At 70.1% G+C, this 17,357-nt stretch carries 16 protein-coding genes and 2 pseudogenes; 8 read left to right on the top strand and 10 right to left on the bottom strand.

The genetic code is table 11. The features are described from left to right. The 3 genes from ABZ434_RS30880 to ABZ434_RS30870 all read left to right on the top strand — a co-directional run bounded on the left by ABZ434_RS30880 (position 1) and on the right by ABZ434_RS30870 (position 2,895). A complete protein-coding gene (locus ABZ434_RS30880) occupies positions 1–1,425 on the top strand; it encodes an MFS transporter (protein WP_359143497.1) in 1,425 nt (474 codons plus the stop codon). Positions 1,426–2,048: 623 nt separating this feature from the next. Beyond that, entirely contained in the window at positions 2,049–2,465 is a 417-nt protein-coding gene (locus ABZ434_RS30875) for a hypothetical protein (RefSeq protein ID WP_359143494.1), read from the top strand. 244 nt (positions 2,466–2,709) lie between these two features. Then, positions 2,710–2,895: a hypothetical protein gene (locus ABZ434_RS30870; protein ID WP_359143491.1), complete on the top strand. Its 186-nt coding sequence runs from the start codon at positions 2,710–2,712 to the stop codon at positions 2,893–2,895. Positions 2,896–2,936: 41 nt separating this feature from the next. Here ABZ434_RS30870 and ABZ434_RS30865 read toward each other — a convergent pair. Next, positions 2,937–3,197 (bottom strand): annotated as a pseudogene (locus ABZ434_RS30865) (transposase); the annotation flags it as partial. A gap of 359 nt (positions 3,198–3,556) precedes the next feature. After that, positions 3,557–5,026: a serine/threonine-protein kinase gene (locus ABZ434_RS30860; RefSeq protein ID WP_359143488.1), complete on the bottom strand. Its 1,470-nt coding sequence runs from the start codon at positions 5,024–5,026 to the stop codon at positions 3,557–3,559. Between the two features lie 715 nt (positions 5,027–5,741). On the opposite strand from ABZ434_RS30860, the gene ABZ434_RS30855 reads away from it, so the two are divergent. After that, entirely contained in the window at positions 5,742–6,035 is a 294-nt protein-coding gene (locus tag ABZ434_RS30855) for a hypothetical protein (protein WP_359143485.1), read from the top strand. Between the two features lie 149 nt (positions 6,036–6,184). Beyond that, positions 6,185–6,961 (top strand): DUF4097 family beta strand repeat-containing protein, encoded by a 777-nt coding sequence (locus ABZ434_RS30850; RefSeq protein ID WP_359143482.1) that lies wholly within the window; start codon positions 6,185–6,187, stop codon positions 6,959–6,961. Between the two features lie 6 nt (positions 6,962–6,967). Here ABZ434_RS30850 and ppk2 read toward each other — a convergent pair whose 3' ends face one another. The 3 genes from ppk2 to ABZ434_RS30835 all read right to left on the bottom strand — a co-directional run bounded on the left by ppk2 (position 6,968) and on the right by ABZ434_RS30835 (position 11,023). Continuing rightward, positions 6,968–7,903 (bottom strand): polyphosphate kinase 2, encoded by a 936-nt coding sequence (ppk2, locus tag ABZ434_RS30845; protein WP_359143586.1) that lies wholly within the window; start codon positions 7,901–7,903, stop codon positions 6,968–6,970. A 444-nt stretch (positions 7,904–8,347) separates the two neighbouring features. Further along, positions 8,348–9,826 (bottom strand): hypothetical protein, encoded by a 1,479-nt coding sequence (locus ABZ434_RS30840; protein ID WP_359143479.1) that lies wholly within the window; start codon positions 9,824–9,826, stop codon positions 8,348–8,350. 573 nt (positions 9,827–10,399) lie between these two features. Then, positions 10,400–11,023 carry a hypothetical protein gene (locus ABZ434_RS30835; RefSeq protein WP_359143476.1) on the bottom strand — a complete coding sequence of 208 codons (624 nt, stop codon included), beginning with the start codon at positions 11,021–11,023 and terminating at the stop codon, positions 10,400–10,402. 202 nt (positions 11,024–11,225) lie between these two features. On the opposite strand from ABZ434_RS30835, the pseudogene ABZ434_RS30830 reads away from it, so the two are divergent. Beyond that, positions 11,226–11,357, top strand: a pseudogene (locus ABZ434_RS30830) (N-acetyltransferase); the annotation flags it as partial. Between the two features lie 80 nt (positions 11,358–11,437). On the opposite strand, the gene ABZ434_RS30825 reads toward ABZ434_RS30830, so the two are convergent. Continuing rightward, positions 11,438–12,331: a hypothetical protein gene (locus ABZ434_RS30825; protein WP_359143473.1), complete on the bottom strand. Its 894-nt coding sequence runs from the start codon at positions 12,329–12,331 to the stop codon at positions 11,438–11,440. Positions 12,332–12,390: 59 nt separating this feature from the next. Between ABZ434_RS30825 and ABZ434_RS30820 the strand changes: the two genes are divergently transcribed. Further along, entirely contained in the window at positions 12,391–12,522 is a 132-nt protein-coding gene (locus ABZ434_RS30820; RefSeq protein WP_359143469.1) for a hypothetical protein, read from the top strand. On the opposite strand, the gene ABZ434_RS30815 is transcribed toward ABZ434_RS30820, so the two are convergent. The 4 genes from ABZ434_RS30815 to ABZ434_RS30800 all read right to left on the bottom strand — a co-directional run bounded on the left by ABZ434_RS30815 (position 12,509) and on the right by ABZ434_RS30800 (position 16,448). After that, positions 12,509–12,757 (bottom strand): hypothetical protein, encoded by a 249-nt coding sequence (locus ABZ434_RS30815; protein ID WP_359143466.1) that lies wholly within the window; start codon positions 12,755–12,757, stop codon positions 12,509–12,511. The genes ABZ434_RS30820 and ABZ434_RS30815 overlap by 14 nt on opposite strands. A gap of 76 nt (positions 12,758–12,833) precedes the next feature. After that, positions 12,834–15,563 (bottom strand): Helicase associated domain protein, encoded by a 2,730-nt coding sequence (locus ABZ434_RS30810; RefSeq protein ID WP_359143463.1) that lies wholly within the window; start codon positions 15,561–15,563, stop codon positions 12,834–12,836. After that, positions 15,556–16,053 (bottom strand): hypothetical protein, encoded by a 498-nt coding sequence (locus ABZ434_RS30805; RefSeq protein ID WP_359143460.1) that lies wholly within the window; start codon positions 16,051–16,053, stop codon positions 15,556–15,558. Before ABZ434_RS30805 ends, ABZ434_RS30810 begins: the two co-directional genes overlap by 8 nt. Before the next feature lie 53 nt (positions 16,054–16,106). Then, positions 16,107–16,448, bottom strand: a complete 342-nt coding sequence (locus tag ABZ434_RS30800) for a hypothetical protein (RefSeq protein ID WP_359143457.1) — start codon at positions 16,446–16,448, stop codon at positions 16,107–16,109. Positions 16,449–16,699: 251 nt separating this feature from the next. On the opposite strand from ABZ434_RS30800, the gene ABZ434_RS30795 reads away from it, so the two are divergent. After that, positions 16,700–16,996, top strand: coding sequence for a hypothetical protein (locus ABZ434_RS30795; protein ID WP_359143454.1), 297 nt, complete (start codon positions 16,700–16,702; stop codon positions 16,994–16,996). Positions 16,997–17,357: the final 361 nt, after the last annotated feature.

Below are 17,357 nucleotides of genomic sequence, written 5' to 3'. Positions count from 1 at the left end.
GTGACCGCCACCGCCACCCCGCTGCCGGACGCCGCCGGGCGGAAGCTGCCCGCCGCGTCGGTCACCACCGTCGTGGGACTGCTCGTCTTCTTCGAGATGACCAGCGGCTTCCTCCAGGTCGGGCTGGCCCCGCTGCTGCCGGACCTCGCCGGCCACCTCGGCATCGGCTCCGCCGCGCTGAACTGGGTCGTCTCCGTGCAGTTGCTGGCCGCCGCCGTCTGCGTCCCGCTGTTCGGCCGGCTCGGCGACCTCTACGGCCACCGCAGGCTGCTGCGGATCGCCCTCGCGATGATCGCCGCCGGCTCCCTGGTCGTTGCCCTCGCACCCGATTACGGGGTGCTGCTCGCCGGCCGCGTACTCCAGGGGCCGATCGCCGCGTTGCTGCCGCTGGAGATCGCCCTGGTGCGCGATCGGCTGCCGGTGGCCGACGCCCGCCGGGCCATTGCCCGGCTCGTCGGCGCGCTGACCGTCGGGGCGCTGGCGGGCGGCCTGGTCATGGGGCTGGTCGACTCCGCCTTCGGCTCCCTGCGGCTGACGCTGCTGGTGCCCGCCCTGCTCGCGGTGGTGTGCGTCCCCGTTTCCTTCGTGGCGGTACCGGAATCGCGCACCAGGGCGGCCGGGCGGGTCGACTGGGCGGGGGTGGCGCTGTTGAGCACCGCCATGATCGCCTTGCTGGGCGGGGTGTCCGGCGCCGCTGACGGCTCGTGGGGCTCGGCGCGGGTGCTCGGCCCGCTCCTGCTCGGCCTCGCGCTGCTCGCCTGCTGGGCGGTGGTCGAGCTGTGGAGCGCCGAACCCCTGGTGGACGTACGGGCCCTGGCGGCACGCACCACCGCACCCTTCTACCTGGCGGCGTTCCTGTTCGGCGTCTTCTACTTCGGCAGCCAGACGCCCAACGCCACCTTCTACGCGGCCGACCCGGAGGCCACCGGTTACGGCTTCGGCCTCACCGCCCTGGGCATCTCCCTCGCCTCGCTGCCCGGCGCCGTCGGCAGCGTCGTCGGCTCGCTGGCCACGGCGGCGGTGGCGCGGCGGATCGGTTACCGGGCGACCCTGATGACCGCCTTCGGCCTGGTGGCGCTCACCTTCCTGCAGTTCGCCCTCGCACACGGCGCGTTGTGGCAGATGGCGGCCGGATCGACCTTCCTGGGCCTCGGTATCGGGCTGGCGCTGGGCGCGATGCCCACGGTGATCGTGGAGGCGTCCGACCCGACCCGCACCGGCATCTCGGCGGCCCTCTACAACAACGTGAAGACGCTGGGCGGAGCCGTCGCGGGCGGTGTCTTCGCCTCCTTGCTCGGCGCGCTGACCTCCACCGGCGCCGACGAGCCCGGCGAGGGCGGCTACACGGCGGTCTGGCTGGTCTCCGCCGCGTGCGCCCTGGTCGCGGTGGCGTTCGCGGCCTTCTCGCGGCGGAGGGAGGGGTGAGGGGCGTGGGCGTCCCGTGAGGCGGTAGCCCGCCACGGCACCGCCCTCAGCGCATCCCCCCGGCGCACCGGGCCCCGTCCCAGCTCACCGAGCGGATGTTCACCGCGACCCCCACACCCGCACCAAGGCCGTAGTCGGCTGGCTGCTGTGGAACTTAGCTGTGCGGGGAGTGTTCTGGATGTTCGTCGGCTTCGGCCGCGGGAAGCTCGGCGTCTGTGAGGACCTCAACGCCGCCGTCTCGGCCATCTTCAACAATGCCGCCTTATGCGCCTTGTGCGACACCAGCAAGAACCGCGGCTCCGTACCCGGGGAACAGTTCTGCAGCGGTCTCGTCGACGCGTTCTCTGCTTGGATGAAGCGGTGGGCCACTCAGGCGGGCACCGGCCGGCCCCACCGAATCCGCTGTGACCTGGTCGGGCACCCCTCCAGCGCCCCAGGGGCCGGCTCACCCATGGAGCCGGCCCATCCATCTGTCGCGGTCGCAGGAGGCGTTGGGCGGTGACCGCAGGCGCATTGCCCTCTGACCAGAGCGCCAGGGCATATGTGGCACAGGGCACAGGAGTGGGCGGCGAGCAGCAGAGGGCGTGAGGTCGCGGGCCGTGCGGGGTGGCTAGGCTCCCGGCATGGCTGATGACTGGTACGTCCTTATCGAAGAGGACACTCGTGTGACCCGGCGTGCCGACGGTGTCGAGTTGAAACTGCACCGTTGGGCCCTGGTGGCCAGCCACCCGGTCAACGGTCCCAAGGAGCAGGCACTGGCCGTGGCCGAGGATGCCGCGCTCCACTACCTGCCGGCCCTCCTGGCCAGGCATGCGCGACCTGGTGACACCCCGGCCCGCCGCGCCTTCCTCACCCCGGGCGGGGTTTGGCTGGTGTGGCTCAGGCAGCATCAACGCGAGTGCCACATACGCGTGAGCACGGCCCGCCTCGTCCACACACAGGAAGAAGGACATCCGCTTCCCAGGACCCTGAAGGAGAAGCTCCGCAACGTCCTGGAGGGCCCTGACCCTTCTCCAGTGCCCTGGGCGCCCAAGGACTGAGACCCGAGAGGAGCATCCGCTCTTTGGGGGAAGCGCGGACGTCAACTCAACTGCCGCGCCGATTGCCCCTTGGGGCGGGGCTGTCGTCGGCCAACTCCGGTGAGGGTCCTGGCCGTTACCCGGATCGGTGCAGTCGCCGCGCAGCGCTTCGGCGAGCTGCCTCTGGTGCTGTTTCCTCAGGAGAGCCGTGGCCATGCCTGGTCGGGGGCCTGGCCGATGAGGTGCTCGGCTCGATCAGGGGGACGTGGACCTGCTGGGACTTCGGCGCGGCCACGACGTAGGACAGGCCGGCGTCTTCCGGGAAGCGTCCCAGGCGGGAGTCCTGCCCGCAGGCGGCATCCGGCGCGACCCGGGCGACGGGCAGTGGGCCGGCCTGCGCTCGCAGGACCACGTGCGGGCCGGCTCGTTCGTGGTCGTGAACAGGCGGTGAGGGGTGTGGGCGGTGCGGCAGCGTTCGGGGTCCTGGGTCCAGGACTTGGGGAGGTAGAGCTCGTGGTCGGCGAGAGCGTGGCCGCGGGTGGTGGCGCAGGTGGCGAAGACGCCGATCTGGCAGTTCTCGGTGCGGCCGGCGGTGCCGGAGTACTGGCGTGGCACGCCGGCTGAGGTGATGCTCTTCTTGACGAAGCCGGTGCCGTCGATGGTCAGGATGCCGTCGGCGGTGCCGAGGTGTTCGGCGACGTATCCCTGCAGGTCGTCGCGTGTCTCGTCGGCCCCCCAGCGGCTCTTCGCCAGGAGGTGCTGCAGCCCGTCAGGGGTGGAGTGCCCAGCGCGAATTCAGCCGGCTGCCAGGAGTTGTTGCGTCCCACCGGTCCGGGCAGACCACGCACGTAGTCCCGCATCCGTCGTCCGGGCTCGACACGAGGAAAGCGGTGGCCGATCCGTAAGAAGAGTTCTTCCAGTGCGTGTTCCCGTGCTGAGGCAGGTGCGTCATCGATCACGTGCCATGGGTGTCCCCGTCGCCGTCACTGCACACGGCGCGGCCATTCGTTCGCGGGACAGGCGGGCGAACCCGCCCCGTACTCGGCATCACGCCGCTTAAATTCCCTTGCTCAAGCTGTTGACCAGGGCATACACCAAGCGCCGTTGCTGTGCTAGTTCTGCTGGGCCCTGTCCTCGGCTGCTTTTGTTTTCTTTGCCCGGCCGGGTGGTCGGTGGGAGGGTGTGGTCGCGGTGGCGTCCGGTGTGGTTGCTGGTGGGCTTCCGTTGCTCGGTGTTATCGGTGTAGTCGGTGTTTTGGATGTCGTGGGTGCCGTGCTTGTGGGGGGTGGCGCGGTGGGTGATGAGCTGGAGGTATCCGGGCTGTCGGCAGGTTCGCCGACCGAAGTGGGAGAAGCGGGGCGGGCGCTGAGCCCGGGGGCGTCCTCGGAGCGTGTGCCCACAGTGGCGTTGTCGTCGAAGGACGGCGCCCCCAAAGACGGCGGGAGCGCCTTCCGCTGTCCTTTGGTGCCGGACGTTTCGGGTGTTGCGGCGGGGGTGCCGGAAACCCTGGTCGTGTTCCGGTGGGTGTCCTGAGGGGCGGAGCTGCCGGTGACGGCGAATGCGGTTGCCACGACAGCGGCGAGTGCGACAGTCGTGCTGGCTATGAGGGTGCGCCCACGCGCGGGCGCGCTTCGAGTGGTGTCCTGATTCCTGACGAGGGCCGGATTGACGTGCGTGTGGTCTGTCGTCCCCGGCGACTCCTGGCCGGTGACGAGGCGCGTGGCGGGCGTCGGGAGGCCGGCCGCCACGGGAACCGTGTCGCCCAGCCCTGCCAGAGTGCGGGCGCAGTCGTAGGCTGTTGGGCGGTTCTGCTCGTCCAGGGCCGTCATCTCCCGCAGCAGACGGCTCAGTTGTTCGGGCAGCCCGTGAGGCAGGACGGGCTGACGGTGCAGTCGTGCGATGGCGGCCTCAAGGGGCCCGCCGTCGTACTCGAGCCTGCCCGTGAGGCATTCGAGGAGCACCAGGCCCAGTGCGTAGACATCGGAGGGCCGGCCGACGGGCTGGCCGAGTACCTGCTCGGGGGAGAGGTAGGCGGCGGTGCCCATGAGCGTGCCGGTGGCGGTGCGGGTGGTGGCGTCCAGCAGCCGGGAGATGCCGAAGTCGGCCAGATAGGGCCGGTTGGCAGCGTCCAGGAGAATGTTGGACGGTTTGACGTCCCGGTGGACGATTTCTGCTTGGTGCGCGTGAGCCAGTGCCTGGGCGAGGTCGGCCCCGAGAGCGGCGGTCACACCAGGGGGCAGCGGGCCCTGGGTGATGCGGTCCTTGAGCGTGGTGCCTTCGATCAGCTGCATGACCAGGAAGGAGCGTCCGTCGTGCTGCCCTGCGTCGAAGGCGGTGACGAGTCCGGGGTGATGCAGCCGAGCCAGGATCACTGCTTCGTCGTACCAGCTCTCCTCGCTGTTGAGACAGGCGTCAGGCCGGAAGATCTTGATCGCGACCGGTCGTTTCAACCGGAGGTCGAAACCCCGGTGGACATCGGCAGCACCACCCGAGCCGAGGGGATCGTCAAGGCGGTACCGGCCACTGAGCACCTCGGTGGAGCACCGGGATGCTGTGGCCTGAGCAAAGTCGCGAAGCCTCATTTCCTCTCCCACTGCATCGGAGGGCTTTACTCTGCGGCGGGCCGGGGCCGACGCGCCTTCGAACGCGAGTACCCGCGAAGAGGCGGAGTAGCCCCGCGTTCTCGCAGGCAGAGACGGAGGCGGGCTCCCCGAGGAAGGGGGGCAGGCGGTGCGTTCGCGAAGGCAGTCGGTGATCGACCCAGTCCGCCCGCGCCACCCGGCGGACTCCCCCATCGGGGCGCCACCGCCCTCCTGACGGCCAGGGCGCGCTCACGATGGGGGCGTGCGGTTGTACCGGTCGTGCTGTCGCTGTCGCTGTCGCTGTCGCTGTCGCTGTCGCTGTCGCTGTCGCTGTCGCGGACGAGGCACGGCTCGCCCGGCCGTGCCGGCACTGGATGCACGCTCTGCTGTGGCGGCCGCTGGGGGCCTGGGCTGCGGTGGAGTCGCGCGCGGAGCCTGCGAGCAGCTGAGCCTCTGCCCGTCATTCGTGACGTCGGCATGCGCTTCAACGAGCGCTGTGATGTCCAGCCGGAGATGAACGGTGCGGCACTTCGGTCCTTGTTCTGTCGGCGTCGCAGGTGTGTGGCGGACGAGCTCTTTGGCAAAAGAACAGCTCGGATCAGGATCTGCAACCAGGCAGAGGCTGACTCCTTGCTCGTCCTGTGGGGCCTCAGCAGACAAGAGGCAGGTGTCTTACGCGCTTCAAAGGCGCGGGTCCGGGGTTGGGCGACGGCCCGTGCCGGAACCGCTGGTCTTCGGCCTCGGAGGTGTGGCGGAGACGCATCAGACCACTGACTGGTGGGCCTACGACGGCACACTGCGCGCCCCGCTGGCTACCGCGCTGCGCGCCCCGCTGGCTACCGCGCTGCGCGCCCCGGTGGCTACCGCGCCCGGTGGCTACCGCGCCCCGCTGGCTACCGCGCTGCGCGGGGCGTGCTCGTGCGGCTCTGGTGTGCCACTGCCCGCCGCCCTCTCGATGGGAGGAAGCGGCCGCCGACGGCCCTGCTGGTACGACACCAGCGGTCCGTAAGCCGGCTGGGACCAGCAGATCACCGACATCGAACCCCGCACCGTCCCCGTCCTCGAAGACGTCACGGCCTTCCTCGCGCAGCTCCGCACCTGCCTGGAGACCCTGGCCGTGTGCCATGGGATGGCTTCGCGCAGGGAAGACGAGGAAACATGAACCTCACGGCTTTCACGTATCGATCGCGATGGGCGGCACTGCTGGCGGCCGTTCCCCTCCTGGCGGCGTGCGGCGGGGACCCCGGCGCAGGGCGCGATGGCGCGCCGCCCGGCCTGGGCCGGGGATCGCATCTGGTGATCACGACCGACAACGGCGTGCGTCTGCGGCCGGCCGAAGACGACCGGGTGGTCATCGAGGCCCGGATCGAGGGCCGTTGGTCCCATCGCGATGACACCTGGGTCCTCGATCTGTCCTGCCCCGGGGACGAGGAGCCCGCGCCCGACGGGCCGGGCAATCACGAGGACGGGCGTTGCCCCCGCATGCCCGCGGTCGGCATCCCCGCCGGCGTCCCGGTCACGGTCACCGCCCAAAACGCGGGGATCGACGTGGCCGGCGTCGCGACGGCGCTGGACCTGACCACTGTCAACGGGGACGTGACGGTCGCCCGCTCCGGCCGCGACGACGCCACCGTCCGTCTGGTCACCCGCAACGGCTCGGTGCGCGCGGGAACCCTGAGTTCGGCGCGTCTGCACGCGCAGACCGTCAACGGTGACGTGACGCTCGCCAGCACCACCTCACCGGCCCGTCTAGACGCCGCCACGACCAACGGCTCTGTGCGGGTGTCGCTGCCCAGCGACGCGCCCGAGTACGCCGCCGACGCGACGACGCGGAACGGCCGGACCTCGGTGGCGTTCCCTTCCGCCACGGAGGGAAACGGGCACGGCATGACCCTGACCACCGTCAACGGTGACGTCACCGCCACGCGCGGCTGAGAGCGATCAGGGATGTTCGCCCGGCCCCTCGGCGTGCGGGGCGAGGCGGGTGGGCGAGAGAGCGGTGTCCTCCTCGCCCGGTTCCAGCAGGGTGGCGGCCGGGCCCACGACGAGGGGGTCGAGCCTGCCGACCGCCTCGTCGTTCTTGGCCGTGTAGTCGATGCGGGCGAGCAGACTGCGCATCGCTTCGAGGCGTGCCCGGCGCTTGTCGTTGCTCTTCACGACGGTCCAGGGCGCGTGCTCGGTGTCGGTGGTGCGGAACATGTCGACCTTCGCGGTGGTGTAGTCGTCCCAGCGATCAAGGGAGTCCATGTCCGTGGGCGAGAGCTTCCACTGGCGGACCGGGTCGACCTGGCGGATGGCGAAGCGTGTGCGCTGCTCGGCGCGGGAGACCGAGAACCAGAACTTGACCACGATGATGCCGTCGTCGACGAGCATTTTCTCGAACTCCGGGCACTGCCGGAGGAAGAGCTCGTACTCGGACGGAGTGCAGAAGCCCATGACGCGTTCGACTCCGGCCCGGTTGTACCAGGAGCGGTCGAAGAACACGAGCTCGCCGGGCGCCGGCAGATGGGCCACGTAGCGCTGGAAGTACCACTGGCCGCGCTCGCGGTCGGTGGGCTTGTCCAGGGCCACGATGCGCGCGCCACGCGGGTTGAGGCGCTCGGTGAACCGCTGGATGGTGCCGCCCTTTCCCGCCGCGTCCCGCCCCTCGCAAAGCACCACGACCCGTGCGCCGGTGCTCTTGGTCCACCGCTGGAGCTTGAGCATCTCGATCTGCAGGATGCGCTTGATCCGCTCGTACTCCCGGCGGCGGATCTTGCGGTCGTAGGGGTAGTTCTCGCGCCAGGTCCTGATCGGCTTGCCCGCCTCGTCGAGCAGGATCGGCTGCTCGGGCCGGCTGGTGTCGACGGTCAAACCGTCCAGCAGCTGCTTCTCCATCCGGTCACGGTCCACCTGATCAAGCCTGTCACCCGTCCGGGCGCAGCGCCACCAGGCGCCTACCGCCCCGTCAAACCCCTCGCGGACGCGACCACCGCCGCAGACCTCTTCCACGGCCGGTGGCAGGGCCGCCCCTCCGTCCTCGAGGAGTACACCCGCCGGCGCCGCCTCTGCGTCCGGACACGCGGAGGGGCGCCGCCGGCGAGCAGCGGCCGGGGCCGGCAGCGGCAGCCTGCTCCGCCCGTGCGCCGCACGGGCGGAGCAGGGCCGGCCCGGGGGGTGCGCGGTGGGGCGCTGTCGACCTGGAACGGCAGAGCGTGTCGCCGACGGCTTCGGCACGGCTTGTGCCGCACGCCAGCACAAACACCTCGATACCCGCTGAAGCCGGATGCCTTCGACTCGATCCGCCACAGCGCCGGGGGAGCCCGCCGCGCTGCGTACCGGCTAGTGGCCGTCGGGGGGCACCGGGTTCGACGCCTCGAGCGTGTCCACCACAAGCCAGTGTTCCGAGAGGCAATGGACCTCGTCCCCCGCATAGCCGAGCACGTACTGGACGTTCCCGGCCAGGTCCGGCACAACGTCCTCCAGGACGAACGTTCCGTCCTGGGCGACCGGGACTGGCGGCAGGTCGGCAACCTCCTGCCCGTACAGCCGCTGCACCGTGATCCGCGGCGCCTCGGTGGGCGCCAGCCCATCCAGGTCCAGCCGTCCGGTCACCCTGAACAGCCCCCCGGCAACGGCCGGACCGTGCGTCACGTCCACGAACCGAGAGGGGGCCAGGGCTTCCCGGGTCTGAACGGTGTGCAGCCAGAACCGGTTCCCCTCCTGATTGGAGGTCACGACGAACAGCTGTTGACCGTCCCCGGAGAACTCCATGCCCCGCGGGACGACGCGGTCGCCTGCGGCCTCGTCCTCGAAACTGATGCGCAGCGGCTCACGCTCGACCGACGGATCGGCGAACGCCAGGGTCAGGTCAGCCGCATCGCCCGACGCAGCGCCGCCCTGCGCGAACCACTTGCCGTCGGGACTGAAGGCGACAGCCGCGGGCGCCACGCCCTGCGGCAGCGGCGCGTAGTGGTTCTCGAGGAAGCGGGCGTCCCAGCCGCTGAGCAGCACGGTCCCGCGGACCCCGTCGGCCACCGCGAGGACGGAGCCGTCCGCGGAGAAGTCGGCGTCCCGGAAGTCCATACCCTGACCCGTGCCGTCCTCCGTGAACCGGCGCTCGCCCAGGAACTCCAGCAGATTCCCGTCCGCCCCGTCCGTCACCCGGTAGATCCCCAGGTCGGGGTCGTCGCTCGGGGACCAACGCTCTGGAGCCGTCACCAGCAGCCCCCCGGGTCCTGCCTCGAGATGGACCGAGGTACTCGTGTACATGACCTCCCCGGCCTTGCCGCCCTCACTCGTCGCGGCGACGCCGACACTGCCCAGCGCGTCGGCGCAGTCCTCACTCGTCGCGGCCGGCCTGCTGGTGAAGAACAGCCGTCCGCCGGTGTGCACCAGCTCCCGCCCACAGCCGTCGTCCGGCGCCGGAATCGGGTCGAGGGGGGACAAGGACCCGTTGTCATGGGAGTAGTTCGCGATGTGGTCCGACTGCCCGGCATAGACCCTCGACCCGTCCGGCTCCACCGCGACACCGGACAGCGGAGCGGCCATGTGGGCGCTCGCGACGGCGGGCCCGCTGCCCCCGTAGAGCAGGCCGACCAGCTCGCCGTCCCGCGACCCGTCCGGATAGACCCGGTCACCGGCGATCCACACACGCCCGCTGACGTCGTCCACCGTCATCTGGGTGAACGACGCGGCCGACAGCTCCACACCCGGACCCGACGGCACCACCACCGCCGAAGCGGCCGCTTGCGGGGCCGCGGACGCGGTACCCGGAGCCGCCGTCAACGCCGACCCGGCCAGCACACCCGCCAGCAGCACCGTCGTCAGCCTGCTGCCTCTTCCTAACGTGTTCCTCAACTCTGATCCCACCCCTGATGCCGGCGCGCCACCGCGGATCGGGCGGCGCTCGTGCAGACACGAAAGCGTCATCAACAAGCTGAGACAAACCGTTTGCCGTCACCGCCGTGTCGCAGTGGCAACCGAGAACACACCGCTTCGATCACCTCACCCCACCTCACCTCACGGCCACCGGATCCCCGCGACCCTTCGCAGACCATGCGCCAACGGGCTTCTCAGACCCAACGGACCAGGGAGGCCCGCCCCCCGGAGGGCTCCCCGAGCACGGCCAGAACCCGCAGATCTCTGACCGGAAGGCATCGACAGCCCCTCACTACGAGGCTCTGCGCCCAGTCCATGCCCAGGTCTCCCAGCGCGCTCATGTCCAGGGGCGGCTTTTCTGATCAGTGGGTGGCGGGCTGGCCTGGGCCGATCAGTTTGGTGTGGGTGGCGATAGTGTTCCGGGTCGCTTGGTGATGGGGGACCGGGTTTCAGTTCTCTGAGCTGAGCTGAGCTGCTGCTTCATCAGGTGGAGCGAGTGCTGGTCAGGTGTGGTCATGTTCCGGGTGTGTTGATCAGATTCGTTGAGTGCTGGTATGTGGTCATCCAGTACAGGGCGATGTCGATGTCGCGGGCGGTCCAGCTGCGGATGGCGTCTGGAGCGGCGGTCAGGAGCTGGTCGATCGCTTCTATGTAGCGGCTGTAGCGGCCGGGTGCATGGCTGAGGGGGATGCCGAGGGTGCGCAGTCCGTTGTGGGCTCGGCGGTCGTAGACAGCCATGCGGTCCGGTGCGGCTGCTGTGAGGACGGCGGAGGCGAGGGCGTCACCAGTACGGAAACCAGGTAGTGAGGCCAGGGCTGCTCGGCCGGCTTGCGCTGCCGAGCAGCGGGTGAGAGAAGTATCCCGGGCGGCGGCCGCGGCCGCGGCGGTTGCGCGGCGTACGTCAGCGTCCGCGAGCGCCATGAGTTCGGAGGCCCAGGGCGTATCGGCCCTGAGCCGTTTCCACATCAGCAGTGCTCCGATGTCGGCTTTGCCGATGCTTCCGCTGGCGCACGCACGGCGTGTCACTTCCTGCAGGGTCTCGTCGTAGTAAGGGCTGACAGTCTCGGTGTAGGCCTGGTGGGCGGCGGCGAGGCGCTGCCATCGATCGGGCGCGAGGGCGAGTGGTTGGTCTGTCACGGCTTGCTGCTCCGTCTTGTCCGAAGGGATGAGGCAGGGGGTGGTCAGCCGCTGACTGGGGGTTGTCGGGGTCTGCTGCTGGGGCGGCGAGGAGTGGGCCGAGGAGGCTGTGCGTGTCGAGGCCGATGAGCGCGTCAAGGCTATGCAAGGTGTCGCTGTCGATGACAGGGAACGGTGGCCGGTCGGGCGGGAGGAGCACGGCGAGGACGCCAGCCTCACCCTCCACGAGCGCCCCGGGTTCCGCGTCATCGGCCATCGTGGGCGCATCGGCCGCCATCACCGCCACTGGCACGACGTCGTCCTCCTGGAACGCCGCAGCCCTACCGTCACCTGACGCGCAGCACGGCTCCCGGCACATCTGGCCCCTTCGGCGTGGCGTCCGGGGCTCACCGGTACGGCGGGCCGGTGCGCCGGTCAGCCCGGGACGGCGGTGCCGTCTTCGGGGGTGCGGTTCCATGCCTGCCGGTAGAGCTGAAGTTCGTCGTCGGGGAGGTCCAGTTGGCCTTCGACGCGGATGCTGGTGGTGTCCCACGGTGAGTTCCCGCCGCGGCGGGGGGTGAGCAGGACACCGAGCGTGGCGGTCTGCTCAGCCAGTCCGGTACGCGTGGTTACCTCGTGATGCCGCAGCAGCACGTAAGCCCGAAAGGCGGCTTTGACGCGGGAGTCGAGAAGGGTGGCCGCTCCGAAGATGAGCTGGCGGGTCTCGTCCTCGTGGAGCATGCGCCGAAAACGCCATTTGCAGTGTTCCAAGGAAACCTCGGGTACGTCGCGGAGCACGTCGGCGAGCAGGTGACCCCATTCGGTGCGGGCGCCGACGGGCAGCCGGTCGAGGTCGCACAGGAGAGCGAAACGGTTGGCTTCGGTCAGCGGGGGCTTCAGAGGGCTGAGGGCTATGTCCTCGAACAGCAGGCGGATCATGAGGTGGGCCTGGGTGCCGTCGCCCCCGGCCGGGGCCTGAGGCAGCAGCGGGGTGGAGTAGGCAACGCCTCCGGGGCCCACGAGCTCCGTGTCGAACTGCGCCGGCGAGGCGGCGGCGGCGAATTCGTAGTAGCGCACCGGTTCCTCGCCGAGTGGGACAGAGGGCTCCTTCGCGGCGCGGAAGAGGTAGTCCAGCACTGCAGTGGTGGAGCGCAGCTGGTCGAAGAGGAAGTCCCAGTCGCGGCGGGTCAGCGCGATCCCCGGCATGCCGATCTCCTGCCAGGTGACCACCGTGCCCGCGGGGACACCGGGGTGATCGAGCAGGAAAACGGCTATCCACTCGTAGGCGTTGCCGTCGACGTTCAGGATCCGCTCACGGCCGTTGACCATGTCGGCTGGCATCATCCGCAGTTGCCGGACGGCCCCTTTTCGCCTGGCTCATCGCCTTGGTGGCCACCTTCTTGATCCAGGCGGCTTCTGCGGTGTCGTCCTTGGGCGGTGGTGGTGCGGGCCTTGACCTGCACGACCGCACCCCGATGGCCGGCCAGCAGCAGGCGGTCACCGAGTTCACGGAGGCCTGATCCTTATCCAAGCGTGGGCGGCCTGGCGGAAGACGAAGTCGGGCAGACCCCAGGCCGCCGCGGCATGATGGGCCGCCTGCTCCGCCGCAGGGCCATGCTCGACGCCCGGGGCCAGAGGCAGCGCCGGCGGGACACGGCGGGTGCAGACCCCGGCCGGAGTGTCGACGACGAGCGTCAGCGCGGTGGCATCCTCCTCGTCGATGACGCGCCACAAGGCAGAAGATGATGGGGTCATGGGCGCCATCAGACGCGACCGGCCGCCCCGGGCGCCCAGGTCTTCCGCACAGGCAGGCACTGTGCCTGGCCGCGCATCAGCTGGGTGATCTGGTGCACGGCGTGGCGGGCGGGTCGGCCGACGCCGATGAGGCCCCGGGCTGTTCTGCGACCCAGGTGTAACCCAGGCCGGCGAGCGCGTCCCGCTGCTTCGCATCCAACCGGTCACGCCTGACCTTCTGGTTACTCAGAAACACACCTAGCTTGATCGTCGTGCCGTCCGGCAACTCTTCAACGTGGTTCCTGCCGACTACGGTTTGGCCTTCGCGGGTGATGTACTGCGTAAGGGCTGTCAGGCCCCGCTGGAACGCCTGCTCGCCTTTGCTCGGGCCCTTCGTGGTGCGCTTGGGCGCTGGGGCAGGAGACGGGGACACAGGGGCGTTGACGCCCAGTGCGGTCAGCCGTTCCCGCTGCCCGGGCAGGAGCTGCGCCCAGGTGCCCGGGTTCTTCTGCCGCGTGAGCCATCGTCCGATGTCGTCGCCGTCCATGAGGACGCCGGGTGCGATGTCGGGCAGGACCCCGTCGGGTTCGTCGGCGGCGAGGTGGGCGAGGATGCGGTAGTGGCGCTGCCAGTTCAGCGGCCAGGGGCAGTTCCAGTCCGGGTCGATCGCGTTCAGCTGCGCCGCGCGCTTCTCCGCCCGTTTCGGGTCCTTCCCGAGGCCGCCCTTCCTGCGGAGGTTGGCCATGTGCTGCCCGACGGGCACTAGGCCCTCGGCTTCGCTCTCGCCCCACACGGCGTCTTGCCGGGGCGCGAGGTGCCCGGTGGCCCGGTGGTAGGACCGGAGCGCGGCGAGCTTGTTCTCCCACGCTTCCTCGCCCGGCTCCCACACCATCCCGGCTTCATGCAAGTCGAGCAGGGTCTTGCGCCGTTCCTCCAGCTCCCCGGCCCGCAGCGCCTTCCTCTGCTGGTGCACCCACCGGCCAAGCGGGAAGTCCTTGGTGACGCCGACCTCGACCTCGACGTCATACGGGACGGCGTACAGACCGGTGATCTCGTTCTCCGCCCGCCACCGCAGCAGGGCCCGGTATCCCTGCAGCCACACCAGCGACTCGGGCCGGTACACCCGCGTACGGAGGAAGGCTGCGATGGTCGCGGCGTCGCGGGGGCTGGAGAAGTGGAGGAGGGCTGCTTCGGCGGCGGCCTGGGTGTCGTCGTCCTCCTGGTCCTCGCCCTCACCGGCGCCGTCGGCCCCGACGATCTGCCCGTCTTCATCCCGCCGGACGTGGACCGTGCGCCTCCCGCTCGTACGCGCCCGGGAGGCGAGCTGCTCGACGAGTCGCTCATCATGCGAGCGGAGGCCCTGGAGCACAGCGACCAGCCCGGCATACGAGGCGGAGGCGACCATGTCGGTGGGGTCCTCGCCGGGCTCGAGGAAGACGGGCACGGTGATCCTGGCGACCTTAGTGGAGCCGTCCTGGTTGAGCCGGAGCGCGCGGCCGATGTTCTGGACGATCTCGACCTGTGAGCCGCGGGTGTCGGCGAAACAGACGGCTTCCACGCCTCGTTCGCCGGTGATGTCGACGCCTTCCCCGAGGACGCGGCAGCTGGCGAGGAAGGCGCGGTGCACGCGTCGGCCCTCGGCGTCGATGCCGTTGGCGAACTGCCGCAGCACTTCACGCCGCTCGGCCACCAGGTGGTCGCCGCACAGCCATGCCGACCACACCCGGCCCGGCGGCACATGCCGTCCGGCCTCCAGCTCGTAGAACGTCGCGCCGATCGACGACGCGGGCAGCTTCTCCGCGGCCGCCAGGTCCTCGTCCGAGGCATCGCGCGCATACAGCTCAGCTGCGGTCTTCGGCAGCTTCGCCGCGAACGCGGCTGCTTCCTCGACCTTCTGGTGGAACGTCATGACCGTCCGCAGGTTGTACGCCGCGGCGTGCTCGAGGAGTGCGGTCTGCAGGAGCGCCAGACGCCGGCCACGCCGCGCCTCCTCCGACTCCCCGACGATGGGGGAGGGGTCGCGGATCTCGAGGACGTCAATCTCGAACCCGGCGAGGATGCCCCGTTCGATGGCCTCCGAGAGACCGAGCTCGGCGCCGGGAAGCCACGCCCCGAAGGTGCCGTCGGGGTCGTCGGCCATGCTCGCGAGTTCCATCTCCGGCCCGCCCGCGCCCCTCTGCGGGTGAGGAGAGGCGAGGATCCGCGGGGTGGCGGTGAGGTAGAGCCGGAAGCGGGCGGGGATCCGCTGGTTGTCGTGGATCGCCGCCCACGGCCGACCAAGATCACCCGCGGTTGAGTGGGCTTCGTCCACGATGGCGAGGTCGAATGGGGCCATCTGCTGGCCGTAGAGCCGTTCTCCGCCCGCCAGGGCGGCTTCCAGCGGCCCGCGGACCGTCCGCTGACCTGTTGGGCCCTCCGGGTCCTCGCGGTCCACGAGGGAGGCGTATGTAGCGAATACGACCACCGGCCCGGTCCCGGCCCAGAGTGCGAGCTGGATCGCATTCGTGGTCGTGCGCACCCCCAGCGTGCCCAGCATCGGGTCGTTCTCCAGCGAGCACACTGCGACCATCGGCGCCCGGTGGCCGACCGCACGCCATGCCTGGGCGGTCTGTGCGAGCAGATCCAGGGTCGGCACGGTCACCAGGATTCGTCCGTCCGGGAAGCACTCCAGCGCGCTCGCGGCAGCCGTGATCGTCTTACCGGATCCCGTGGCGGACACCAGTGTGCCCCGGGCCCCCTGCGCGGGAACGGACGATCTTGCAAAAAATCTGACCCATTCCCGAATAGCCGTTTTCTGGGTCACCTGATGTTCCCGGAGACTAATCACAGATTTCGACCTTTCTTTTTCCGGGTGACATCAGGTTCTTCCACCACGTGCCCCGACCCGAAGAGACCGCGCCCCCGGCGGGGGCAGGAGCGGGACGCGGGTACCTGTCGATCCCGCCGCGTGCGGGCAGCTCGTCCTCGAAGTCGCAGGCGGCCAGGGCCTTGAAGCCATCACGCCACAACGCTTCGAGCACGGCCGCGACGGCCTGCACCACCTCGGCCGGCGATCCCCCGTGGGCCTCGCACTCCAGCACGGTCGGCCACTCCAGGAAGTCGAAGGGGTAGGCGTGCCGGCCGGTGGAGTAATCGTTGTACGCGCCCTCCACGCGCAGCGGCCCGACGGTCAGCTCCGGACCGTGGTCCTCGGCGAGGCCAAGGGCTTCTCGAAGCCGGGCTACGACCCTCGGGGCGGCCTCCGCGTCCACGTAGATCGAGGCGTCGCTGTAAGGGGAGTCCGGGCCGAGGGGTGAAGACCCGCGATCATTCGTCACGCGCACCCCCCCCAAAGTTTCCGCTGGCGCGAGGGCGAGGAAGCGCGAGGCGTTCACCGGCCGAAGCGGCCCTTCTTGGGAGGTTCGGCAGGGACCAACTCCTGTACGTGGACGAGTTCCGCCACGCGGATGTTCAGGTGCTCGGTGTACGTGGTCGGTGACGTGTCGCCCTTCCTCCAGGAGGACTCGGTCAGCTCCACCAGCCAGCTCGTCGGTGAGGTACGGAAGACCAGCCGGCCGCACGGGCTGGAATCGCTGCTGCCCCACGGGGGGCGGGTACGAGCGGTCTCCTCAGCGCGCGCAAGGGCCTCCTTCTCTCCGCCTTCGACGGGGATCTTGTCCCCCAGGCTCCACTCCCCGTACTTGACCCGCTCCACCAGCACGTACCAGCCCACAATCCCGCTCCTCCCTCAAGCACGACCACCGCCGCGCTCAGCTCGACCGATATCCCAGGCCATCAGCCGCTCCTGTGCAAAGTACCGAGCTGATGCGGCCCCCGACCCTACTATCGGGTGTCCCTGCTTTACGCCAATGCTACATGCTGCATCACATGGAGATGCAGACTTGCGATACCCGCGACGGGCCCCCTCCACAAGGTTTCCGCTACCACTGATAGACATCGCCCACCCGGGGTACACGATGCCGCATGGCACCGAAGACCGAACGCATCCAGTTCCTGCGGGCCGTGCGGCAACTGCGCCGTGTCCGCTCCTTCTACGCTGCGGCCATCCTGCTGTGGACGGGGTCCGCCCTCTGGGCCGGCCAGCAGGCCCCAGGGAGCCCTCAGATGTGGGTGTCCGTCCTCCTTTTGGCCGTCTTCGCTGTACTGCTCGTCACCGCGAGTCTCGCCTTGCGGCACCTCGCAGTTCCCGCAACAGGCCGGCCCGTGCACCACGCTGTCCCGCACAAGCTGCCGAGCACCCGCCATCACGCTCACGCCTGATAGCCCATCACTCTTACCGCGGACTCGGCCAGGCTCTGGCTGAGTCCGCGGTCTGCTGAGAGCCCGCCACCGCACCCCGCCCCTCTAGGCGCCCGGGCCGAAGGCCCGTTGCCGAACCCGCGCAGCGGGTCCGGCCCCTTGTAGCGCGCAGCGCCTAAAGTGGCTGGCGCGCAGCGAAAGCCACCTCCGGTGGGCCGTAGGCCCACCAGTTCCGGGAGCGCAGCGAACGGAACGTCACCAGCCCGGCGCAGCCGGGCTGGTGCGCGGGACGCTCAGCGTCCCGCTCCGCTCACGCGGAGCGTGAGCGCAACACCCGCGCGCAGCGCGGGCGTTCGCTCTCCCATCGCGCAGCGATGGGGTA

This window comes from Streptomyces sp. NPDC005761 (genome assembly GCF_040630635.1).
Taxonomy (GTDB): domain Bacteria; phylum Actinomycetota; class Actinomycetes; order Streptomycetales; family Streptomycetaceae; genus Streptomyces.
This window is presented reverse-complemented; position numbering and strand designations above follow the sequence as displayed.

What these genes read in the sequence shown, in the direction of transcription:
- ABZ434_RS30850 (WP_359143482.1), top strand. Translation starts at nt 6,185, where the DNA reads ATGAACCTCACGGCTTTCACGTATCGATCGCGATGGGCGGCACTGCTG.
- ABZ434_RS30860 (WP_359143488.1), bottom strand. Translation starts at nt 5,026, where the DNA reads ATGAGGCTTCGCGACTTTGCTCAGGCCACAGCATCCCGGTGCTCCACC.
- ABZ434_RS30825 (WP_359143473.1), bottom strand. Translation starts at nt 12,331, where the DNA reads ATGGTCAACGGCCGTGAGCGGATCCTGAACGTCGACGGCAACGCCTAC.
- ABZ434_RS30815 (WP_359143466.1), bottom strand. Translation starts at nt 12,757, where the DNA reads ATGACCCCATCATCTTCTGCCTTGTGGCGCGTCATCGACGAGGAGGAT.
- ABZ434_RS30795 (WP_359143454.1), top strand. Translation starts at nt 16,700, where the DNA reads ATGGCACCGAAGACCGAACGCATCCAGTTCCTGCGGGCCGTGCGGCAA.
- ppk2 (WP_359143586.1), bottom strand. Translation starts at nt 7,903, where the DNA reads ATGGAGAAGCAGCTGCTGGACGGTTTGACCGTCGACACCAGCCGGCCC.
- ABZ434_RS30875 (WP_359143494.1), top strand. Translation starts at nt 2,049, where the DNA reads ATGGCTGATGACTGGTACGTCCTTATCGAAGAGGACACTCGTGTGACC.